Here is a 9,476-nt window from a genome sequence, read left to right as displayed (position 1 = left end):
AGGATTGAATGTGTTGGATATAAAGAAAAAAGTAAACAAAGAAAATTTTTATAAAGGTGACCCAAATCTCCGGCGACTGTTACAGAATTCTCTCTCTGATGACTTTTTTCAGTGGGCGGATGAAGAATTGGAAAAATACGGAGAGCTCTGCGCGGGACCGATTGATGAGAGAGCGATTCACACGGATAGAGAAGGAGAGCCCAAGCTCATTCGCTACGACCAGATGGGGAATGAAGTGTCGCGTGTCTGGTTGAACGAGGGATATAAGCAATCAGTGAAAGAGACATACAATACAGGTATTGTCGGTTACGTTCATAAGGAAATTCCAGCCTTTGGGCAGAAAGGGAATTACGTTTATTCTTATGCGCAGAAATATTTGCTATCCCACACAGAACCTGGTCTTGCCTGTCCCGTGACGCTGACAAAAGCAACAGCTTATTTGATTGACCATTATGCATCCGATGAACTAAGGGAAAAGTATTTGCCGCATGTTCTTTCAACGGGGGATGTTGAGTTATATGAAGGTGCGACATTGCTTACAGAAAGGCAGGGTGGTTCGGATGTCGGTGCGAATGAAGTATCTGCTGTGAAGGAAGGGGATAGTTACCGGATAAGTGGTGAAAAGTATTTTGCAAGTAATGCCGGCGCTTGCGGTGTTGCAATGGTATTAGCCCGTATTGACGGGGCCGAGAAGGGAACGAAGGGATTAAGTTTGTTCCTTGTGCCCTGGGAAGAAAATCGGGCTGCAGGAAACTTGCGAATTCGCAGGTTGAAAGACAAGCTCGGTGTTCGGGCGGTGCCGTCTGCCGAAGTTGAATTTGAACACGCAGTTGGTTATCTTGTTGGGGAAGAAACAAAAGGATTTTATTATATGATAGAAGCACTGAATTTGTCTCGTGTTTCGAATGCAGTTGCTTCACTGGGAATTATGCGCCGTGCTTATTTGGAAGCTCGTAATTATGCTAAGCAGCGATCGGCATTTGGTAAAAGGCTCATCGAATATCCGATGATACAAGCGACACTTAGTAAAATGGTTGCCAAGCAGGAAGTAGAGATGAATGCGATGTTCCGTATAATTGAGCTAATGGATAAGGTTATGGGGAAGGATACGAAACATACAGCAACGGATAGGGAAAAAACATTATTCCGGTTATATGTGGCGGTTATGAAAAAGGAAACGGCGGAGCAGGCTGTTCACTTTGCCCATGAAGCGATTGAGATGCATGGCGGGAATGGTTACATTGAGGATTTTGTGACACCGAGATTGCTACGGGATTCCCAAGTCTTAACAGTTTGGGAAGGGACGGCAAATATTTTGGGGCTTGAAGTGTTACGATTGATGGAGAAATATGAGGTTGAGCGAGTATTTGTCGAGGAGATGCGGGAGAGACTTTGGGATATTAAGGCATCTCGGGAAATGGATTTAGTGCGTGATTGGGTGGACTTATTATTGGAACAGATAAGGCAGTTTGAGAAGCGGGTAGCGGAGATTAGGAAGATGGCTTATGAGTTGAAGACTTATTATGTGAAGGATATTGCGAAGTGGGTTGCGGAGTTATTTGAGAGTGTTATTGCAATTGAAGAAAGTGTAAAAGATAGTAGGCAGTCTAGCATTGCTATCGTTTATCTGGAAAACGTTTGGAAGAAGGATGATTTCCAGCTTGAACCGGCAAATTTATTCCGGTTTGAAGAGATTTGTCTGAATTAAAACGGCAATCTATACGTGAAAAAACAGCTCCGAGAAAACTAAAATAGATCCTAGATAATAGAGGGCGACTGACTGTTTTTTATTAGTGTCTATTATCTAGGGTTCATTTTATATACAAGGTTCGGAGCTATTTTTATTAAAAAAATGCTTTAAATTAGAAAGAACTTTGCTATAATCAATTGAGATAGTCTAAAAGACTTATATGTTTCTTTTCTAGGGTTATAAAACTACTTTCCTTTACATAAAATCATCAAGGCAAGTGTACGAAAGGAATAGTTAATATTATAAAGGAGAATGTACAATGTTAGTCTGTCTAAGTTGTAACCATCAGCAGGAGGCTGGGAAGTTCTGCGGTGTATGTGGCGCAGCGATGCAGTCACAAAACGATGTTGATAACTCGAATCAGCAATCTAGAAGAGGGGAGGAGCCGTCCCAAGCGAATACTACGGAAGGGAATGCACAAGTAGAGCAACAAACAACAGCAAAGTCGAATCCAGCCGCGGCAACGATAGAAGGAAATGCACAACCAACAGCAGATGCGGTTAAAGAAGGGTTAAATCATTACTGGTCTTATTTTTTACATTTATTAAAAAACCCGGCACGGGCATTTCAATCCGGTGAAAAGCAATTAACGAACAGCTTGATCAACATCGGTCTATATGCCTTATTTTTCTCATTGAGCATTTATTTTCTTGGGAACTCCTTATTTAAATCATTTGGTGGGAGCTGGATGAGCGAATCACTTCCATTCTTCAGAATTGTCCCAAGGCTCTTTTTCTTTGCGCTTATATTAATTGCGATTACGTTCGGAAGTGCTCTTGCAATGACGAAACTCGCGAAAAATCAGGACTCATTTAAAAAAATTATCGCCGAGTATGGCTCGATCTATGTTCCGTTCGTTGCATTAAATTTAGTCGCCGTGCTCGGTGGACTGATTGGTTCTTATCAATTAACATTCTTTACGCTCGTTATTTCACTAGTAATGATATTTTCATATGTTCCTGTCTTATATGTTTATCAGAAAGCTTCCGAGGTCAACCCAAATGGACAAAAAATATACTTTAGTCTCGCAACGGTTCTATTAATCAGCTTTATCTGTTTCCTGCTTGCTGATGCGGTCTTAATGGACTTTATCAGTCAAATCGAAGACCTAACATCTTATGGGTGGTAAGAAAATTGAAAAGCAGCTCATGATTGCAATGCAAATGTTGCTGTTGTGATCTGTTTTTTGTAGAAAAAATTTTACTGAAAAAGTATTAAACAATTCGAAAGTCCTGCCGATATAAATAATAGAACAGCGGGAAAGATACATAGCTATGGCCATTCATCCTGTAAATAGGAGGAAATTTCGGCTGTGAATCGTTTCTGAGTGTTCTAATCAAATAGGTAGTAATTCCACAGGACGTGGAATTATTATAGATCAGCAAGATCACATGGATGTGGCTTGCTAGAAAACAAAATACATGGAGGTAGATTGAACATGATTATCAATCACAATATTTCAGCTCTTAATGCACATCGCCAATTAGGAACTAACCAGAACGCAGTACAAGGATCTTTGGAGAAACTTTCTTCAGGTCTGAAAATCAACAAAGCCGGAGATGACGCTGCAGGTCTAGCAATCTCTGAGAAAATGCGTGGGCAGATTCGTGGATTAGAAATGGCGACTAAAAACGCCCAAGACGGTAAACGAGAAATGCCGCACTAAGCAGCAATGTTTAGTTGATAACTCCGTGAATTCGGTGGAACCCCAAACCATATGAAGGATGGTGGGCAATACCGAGCCAAGCCTAATGAATTGGTAATAAGTAGTTGGGAAGGTGTAACGACCAGGTGGTGAGGAACCATACCAATAACCCACCCACGAGCGCGGGGCATCCTTAAAGGGATGAAGATATGGTCTGAACTTTATGGAAACATAAAGAAGTAGCGGATAAACAGCCACTACGATAACAAATTTGATTTCTCTAATCCAAACAGCAGAAGGTGCACTCAACGAAACACATGCAATTCTTCAAAGAATGCGTGAACTTGCGAATCAAGCTTCAAACGATACAAATAACGAAGCCGATCGTGGCGAACTACAAAAAGAAATTGACCAACTTGCAAATGCTTTAAATGATATTTCAAATGATACAGAGTTCAACACGAAAACTTTACTAGACGGAAGCTTGCAAAATGTTACTTTCCATGTTGGTGCAAATGAAGGACAGAACTTGAAAGTTTCAATTAACGATATGAGTGGTACAAAATTAAATGTTGCTGAGACTTATAAAAAAGATGATTTAACTTATAAAGTAGCAACTGATGATGTTAAATACACGGCAGTAACAACTCCTGGGGAAAATCCTGGCGACGATGATGTTCATACGATTACTGATGGTGATGGTTTCACAGCCACTTGGCAAGCAGCAGACACTTCGGATGAAGACCCAGCTAATCATACTGTAGCCGGATATTATAAAGATGGCGAATTAGTTCTAGCAGCAGATTCAGCACTTACGGATGGTGAAACTGGTACAATCAAAGGAGATGAAGCAGGTTACTATAATGATGCTGGTCGACTAGTATTAGCATCAGAAGAGGATTCTTTGGTAGATGGTGCTACAGTTACAGTAGGTATAAACATCACTGATCAAAAAAGCGCAGATGGTGCAATTACAACAATCCAATCTGCAATTGATACAGTTTCTGCAGAACGTTCTAAACTCGGTGCAGTACAAAACCGACTTCAACATACTATTAACAACCTAGGTACATCAGCAGAAAACTTAACTGCTGCAGAATCACGTATCCGTGACGTTGATATGGCGAAAGAAATGATGGAGTTCACTAAGAACAACATCCTTTCACAAGCGGCACAATCTATGTTAGCTCAATCTCAACAAATGCCTCAAGGAGTATTACAACTCTTACAGTAATTGTTGAGAAGGGCGTCTAATCTGGTAACGGATTAGAGTACCACTGGGTGAATTGCTGGAACTTCCTAAAGTGTTTTGTACCACAACGTAGCTGGAAACGGCAGACGTGAAGGTTTGAAAAACAAAACAATGAAACAATGGATAATCAGCAGCCAAGCGCCTAAGGTGAAAACCCGGCGAAGGTTCAACGACTAGAATGCACTGCCTAATGGTTAAATCTTATGGCAATGAGATTCGTAGAGTGATTGCAATCAATCATTCGAAGTGCCCAGCCCCTTATGAATATAAGGGTGAAGATATAGTCTATTCTATGATCGAAAGGCATAGCGGCGAAGCAAGCCAACCAACAACCACAAGGTGTTTTACAATTATTACAGTAATTCTAGAATTGAGAGACTCTGGCTTTGGCTGGGGTCTCAATTTTATTAATTAAGGAGATAGGAATGGACATAAAACGAGTATTACTTCAAGATTTTATTTATGATATCTGTATTTTGATTGATAATGGTTTTGATATAGAAATAGAGGAAATTAATTTTCTTATTGAAAGTAAGAAAATTAAAAATTACTTTAAGAATAAATATTCATTCGAAGTGGTTGGAGTTCCATTACAAGGCTATCAATTTTCTGATGAGGATTGGGGCATACTACAAGATTTATTGGAAGAAGTCCACAATGCATATGGCAATAAAAGGTTTGGTATAATAAAGAGAGGTTTACCATATCTTATTGTTTTAGCAAATACTAATTTAAGAAGTTTATTAACCAAGGACTATTAAAAATCTATTCTGTAAATGAAATTTAAGATTAAAAAGTTAAGTGAAAGCTTTTTAATGGGGCTCTGGAGTCCATGGATGCTCTAATACGATAATGTGGCAGAGTACTTACTTTTTTAGCCTAATATATCAAAGTGCGTGTTGACAGTGCCTAATTATTCGAAACTCTTATAGTAATAATCATTCCGTCAATATTATAAAGCAGCAGCAAAATATGATAGCGGTTTCAGATGAAAAATGGTAATATTAACCTAGCAACTACATAAGTAGGATGGGCGGTGACCATTTCCCTGAGAAGGGAGGTGGTAAGATGGTGACATATCTAGAATTAATTAAATTATTAATTGATTTTGGAAGTTTCATTGTAGTATCGTTAGGAACAATCGTAGCGATAATTGCGATTATTGTCACCAATAAAAATAAGTAACCGCCCTCCCGAGCCATAGGATAAGGCGGTTACTTATTCACTTGATTAATAGGTCACCGTAAATCTTACGGCATGTAGTTGCAATAGATCGGGTGTTGACGCACCTGAGCTTTTATTATTATATGTCTTTCTTAAGATTAGTATACCTTGTTTTGAAATGTCTTTCAATAAATAAATAGTATTTTAAAATGAAAGGGCATTACATTTCTGTTTCGAATGAGGTTATACACTAATTAACTTTGGTATTTTTTTGTAATGTCGTTAGCAACTATTATACAAAATTACATTAGTTCGTAATTGGTCAAGGAACCTGATCCACCGTCCTAAACCCTTTCCTTAAAAATATTCTTCAAATCTATGTTCAGCTTAGGAAAAATTCCAGTAGTTACGCTCTCCTTCTGCTCATAAATCCCTGCTTGATGTATCCCACAGTTCATAAACTTCAACAAACATATTAGCGGTCAACAATTCAGTATTCTTTTACTCCCACTTTCTCATAACTGTTGAATTTATTCCAGCGATCAATACGGACAGTTGATTGGGAGAACACTTCAATTATGTTTTTTTGAAATAAATTACACTAAGAACTCCTATCTTTTGATACAGACCACTCACTCTTTCTTTTGTTTTAAAATAAATATTCAAGGGCATTCAGGGGCATACTTAAGACATAGCGAAAAAGTAGGCTTTATCGCGCTAAATTAACGACGAGGAGAAGATCTATGGCGAGTCTTGACTATGATGACATACAAGGAATCCTACTGCAGGAGCGCCCTGAAAAGTATGTTGGTATGTATTTACTCTTACAAATAGATGATCCAAAGAGCGGACGTAGTGTTCTAAAAAAACTCCTTCCTGAAATCACCTCTGCCAATCGTTGGGAAAAACCATCGGATGGGGCTTGGGTTAATGGTGCCTTGACCTATAAAGGTCTGGAAAAGCTCGGTGTTCCAAAAGAGTCTTTGGAAAGTTTTCCGGCTGAATTCAGGGAAGGCATGTCTTCACGAGCTGAAAAGCTGGGAGATTACAACGAAAGTGCACCCGAAAACTGGGAAGATTATTTTGAAGAAGAACGGTTGCATTTAGCGATTGCTATTTTCTCACCCGATGAGGAGCGGTTGAAGGAAGCTCTGGACCGTGCGAGAAAGGTATACGATGAGTTGGATGGAATTACGCTGCTGTACGAACTTAGCGTCAGTTCACCGGAAAATGGGCTGTCCCATATGGGGTTTACGGAGGGGATCAGCAACCCGGCAATTGAAGGAAATGAGCTGCATCCGCCATTAAAAGGTGAGACCCCTCTCAAGGCGGGAGAATTCATCATCGGAAAAGAAAATGAAAAAGGGAATATCGAGGAGGGTCCGACTCCGAACATACTTGGGAATAATGGCAGCTATATGGCGCTGCGGAAAATTCATTTGCGGGTCGCGGCCTTTCGCTCGTACTTGCACGAAAAAGGAGAAACTGATGAAGAGCGTGAATTGCTTGCTGCAAAAATGGTTGGCAGGTGGCCAAGCGGAACTCCTCTTTCCTTGTCACCGGATAAGGACGATCCAAAACTTGCACTGGACGAGAATGTACGGAATGATTTCCTGTACAAAGACGATCCGAAAGGGCTCAAATGCCCTCTGAGCTCCCATGTTAGAAGAGCTAATCCGCGGGATAGTCTGGAGGACTCAATTGCAGATGTAAATATTCATCGTCTGCTCCGGCGCTCTACCATGTATGGTCCGCCCCTTCCTGAAGGTGAGCTTGCAGACGATGGGGAAGACAGAGGACTAATCTTTGCAGGGATTTGCACCTCGCTCTCCCGCCAATATGAATTTATCAAATCAACCTGGCTGAATGACGGCAATTTCATTGAACTGTCTGAAGAAGACCCTATTACAGGCAACAAAGCCGGAGAAGGTATGTATACCATCCCGGAGGAGCCATTCCGTAAAAGAATGCACGGAATTCCTGCTTTCTCTGTAACAAAAGGAGGATCGTATTTCTTTATTCCCAGTATTTCTGCATTAAAATGGATTTCTGAGTTGGGTGAAAAATAATTTATTATTTCGGAGGTTAACAACAATGACAAATGAAAACAACGAGAACAAACAAAATCAAGCAATTGAGATGGAAACTGCAGGTCGGGTCGGCTTGCGACTGGGTAAAGTCTCAGAACTGACCGTCATCGCTCCTTTGAAAGAAGGCGGTGCTGAACGTCTGCGAAAAAAACTTTCAAATAATCCGGACCAAATGGAAGTTATGGCCCGAATAGCAACTGTTCATGACATGCGCTGGGTGATTTTTGATGATGACAAGCGGTTGTTGTTCGCGACCGCCTATGATGGTGACTGGGATGCTTATATTGACGATTTCGGCACGAAGATTCCGGAGCTGCTCGACCATTTCTTTTCGGAAGTTGTAGATTATCCGGGAATCAATGATCCGACAATCAAAGACTTTATTGCCAAGCATCAAGTGACTGCTACTGGCTGGTATTGTGCGTACCCTAACTCTACTGTACGTGACATTTGGCGCGGCGAACGCAGCTTGAAAGCCTTCAACGACCTGATTGATGCCGTGCAGGGTTATTAAGACCATCTTGATACCTAAAGTATATAAAAGAGGAGATCCCCATGACTAATCACAAACAGAAACCATTAACCGAAGATGCCATCGATACGCTTGAAAAAATAGCGGGTACATTCCCTTCGGCTCGCCGGGCGCATGCAAAAGGACAAGTGTATGACGCGAAGTTTGTACCGAATGGAAATGCCGTGTCCTATACGACGGCACCCCATTTTCAGAAAGAAGAAGTGTCCGCAACTGTCCGTTTTTCAAACAGTTCTACGAATCCGACGGCAGCTGACATTCTGTCCCCAGTAAAAGGGATGGCCGTTAAATTCAACTTGCCGGATGGCGGGCACAATGATTTGATCGGTGTATCGATTCCTCTCTTCCCTGCTGAGAGTCCGGAAGATTTTATCGAAATGATTAAAATACTGACCGATGATAAAACGGACAAAAGGATGGCACTCAAAAATCTGCTTACTCGCTACCCAGACAGTAAGGAAGCTCTGCTGAAAGTAAAGGAACTAAAAAGTTATCCGCCTGCCAGTTTTTCGGAACTGTCCTATTATCCGCTGCACGCTTTCTACTTTGTAAATAAAGAAGGAATGAAGCAGCCAGTCCGGTACGAGTGGCATCCGATGCTCGATAAGCATACACTCACCAGCAGAGGAGCTAAGGAGACATCCCATGATTACTTGATGGAAGAACTGGATGATCGACTGACAAGAGGCCCCATCTCATTTGATTTGATCATTCAGCTGGGTGAGGAGGGGGATCCAATTGATGATCCTTCGAAGTCTTGGCCAGAAGCAAGGACGAAAATTTCAATCGGACGGCTTTCCGTAATCAGCAAACAGACTGGAACACCAGAGAGTCTATTGTTTGATCCCACCGTTGTAAGTTCTGGAATTGAGCTTTCCGGCGACCCATTCCTGAATTTCCGTCATGAAGCGTACGCCGTCTCTCTCGACCGACGGACTAACGGCTGATTTAGATTGCACGGTTAATGGCCTGATCACAAGATAAAAACGAGCCACCACTTTATTTGAAAGTGGCAGCTCGTTTTTTATGCTGTTTCAGACTGA

At 41.2% G+C, this 9,476-nt stretch carries 8 protein-coding genes; all 8 read left to right on the top strand.

The annotated features are described in order from the left end of the window. Positions 1-4 precede the first annotated feature (4 nt). The 8 genes from WKU33_RS13610 to WKU33_RS13575 all read left to right on the top strand — a co-directional run bounded on the left by WKU33_RS13610 (position 5) and on the right by WKU33_RS13575 (position 9,380). Positions 5-1,708, top strand: coding sequence for an acyl-CoA dehydrogenase family protein (locus tag WKU33_RS13610; protein WP_340455146.1), 1,704 nt, complete (start codon positions 5-7; stop codon positions 1,706-1,708). Positions 1,709-2,009: 301 nt separating this feature from the next. After that, positions 2,010-2,879: a Yip1 family protein gene (locus tag WKU33_RS13605; protein ID WP_340455142.1), complete on the top strand. Its 870-nt coding sequence runs from the start codon at positions 2,010-2,012 to the stop codon at positions 2,877-2,879. 309 nt (positions 2,880-3,188) lie between these two features. Further along, complete coding sequence (locus WKU33_RS13600; RefSeq protein WP_442946189.1) at positions 3,189-3,416, top strand: flagellin N-terminal helical domain-containing protein; 228 nt, start codon at positions 3,189-3,191, stop codon at positions 3,414-3,416. Between the two features lie 313 nt (positions 3,417-3,729). Further along, entirely contained in the window at positions 3,730-4,629 is a 900-nt protein-coding gene (locus WKU33_RS13595) for a flagellin (RefSeq protein WP_445321703.1), read from the top strand. Between the two features lie 443 nt (positions 4,630-5,072). Further along, positions 5,073-5,408 carry a hypothetical protein gene (locus WKU33_RS13590; RefSeq protein ID WP_336252427.1) on the top strand — a complete coding sequence of 112 codons (336 nt, stop codon included), beginning with the start codon at positions 5,073-5,075 and terminating at the stop codon, positions 5,406-5,408. A 1,146-nt stretch (positions 5,409-6,554) separates the two neighbouring features. Next, complete coding sequence (locus WKU33_RS13585; RefSeq protein ID WP_336252426.1) at positions 6,555-7,880, top strand: Dyp-type peroxidase; 1,326 nt, start codon at positions 6,555-6,557, stop codon at positions 7,878-7,880. A 25-nt stretch (positions 7,881-7,905) separates the two neighbouring features. Beyond that, positions 7,906-8,415 (top strand): hypothetical protein, encoded by a 510-nt coding sequence (locus tag WKU33_RS13580; RefSeq protein WP_156857565.1) that lies wholly within the window; start codon positions 7,906-7,908, stop codon positions 8,413-8,415. Positions 8,416-8,456: 41 nt separating this feature from the next. Continuing rightward, complete coding sequence (locus WKU33_RS13575) at positions 8,457-9,380, top strand: catalase family peroxidase (protein WP_340455139.1); 924 nt, start codon at positions 8,457-8,459, stop codon at positions 9,378-9,380. Positions 9,381-9,476 lie beyond the last annotated feature (96 nt).

This window comes from Oceanobacillus sp. HCA-5259, assembly GCF_037892815.1.
Classification (GTDB): Bacteria; Bacillota; Bacilli; order Bacillales; family Amphibacillaceae; genus Oceanobacillus; species Oceanobacillus indicireducens.
This window is presented reverse-complemented; position numbering and strand designations above follow the sequence as displayed.

What these genes read in the sequence shown, in the direction of transcription:
- WKU33_RS13605 (WP_340455142.1), top strand. Translation starts at nt 2,010, where the DNA reads ATGTTAGTCTGTCTAAGTTGTAACCATCAGCAGGAGGCTGGGAAGTTC.
- WKU33_RS13600 (WP_442946189.1), top strand. Translation starts at nt 3,189, where the DNA reads ATGATTATCAATCACAATATTTCAGCTCTTAATGCACATCGCCAATTA.
- WKU33_RS13595 (WP_445321703.1), top strand. Translation starts at nt 3,730, where the DNA reads ATGCGTGAACTTGCGAATCAAGCTTCAAACGATACAAATAACGAAGCC.
- WKU33_RS13590 (WP_336252427.1), top strand. Translation starts at nt 5,073, where the DNA reads ATGGACATAAAACGAGTATTACTTCAAGATTTTATTTATGATATCTGT.
- WKU33_RS13585 (WP_336252426.1), top strand. Translation starts at nt 6,555, where the DNA reads ATGGCGAGTCTTGACTATGATGACATACAAGGAATCCTACTGCAGGAG.
- WKU33_RS13580 (WP_156857565.1), top strand. Translation starts at nt 7,906, where the DNA reads ATGACAAATGAAAACAACGAGAACAAACAAAATCAAGCAATTGAGATG.
- WKU33_RS13575 (WP_340455139.1), top strand. Translation starts at nt 8,457, where the DNA reads ATGACTAATCACAAACAGAAACCATTAACCGAAGATGCCATCGATACG.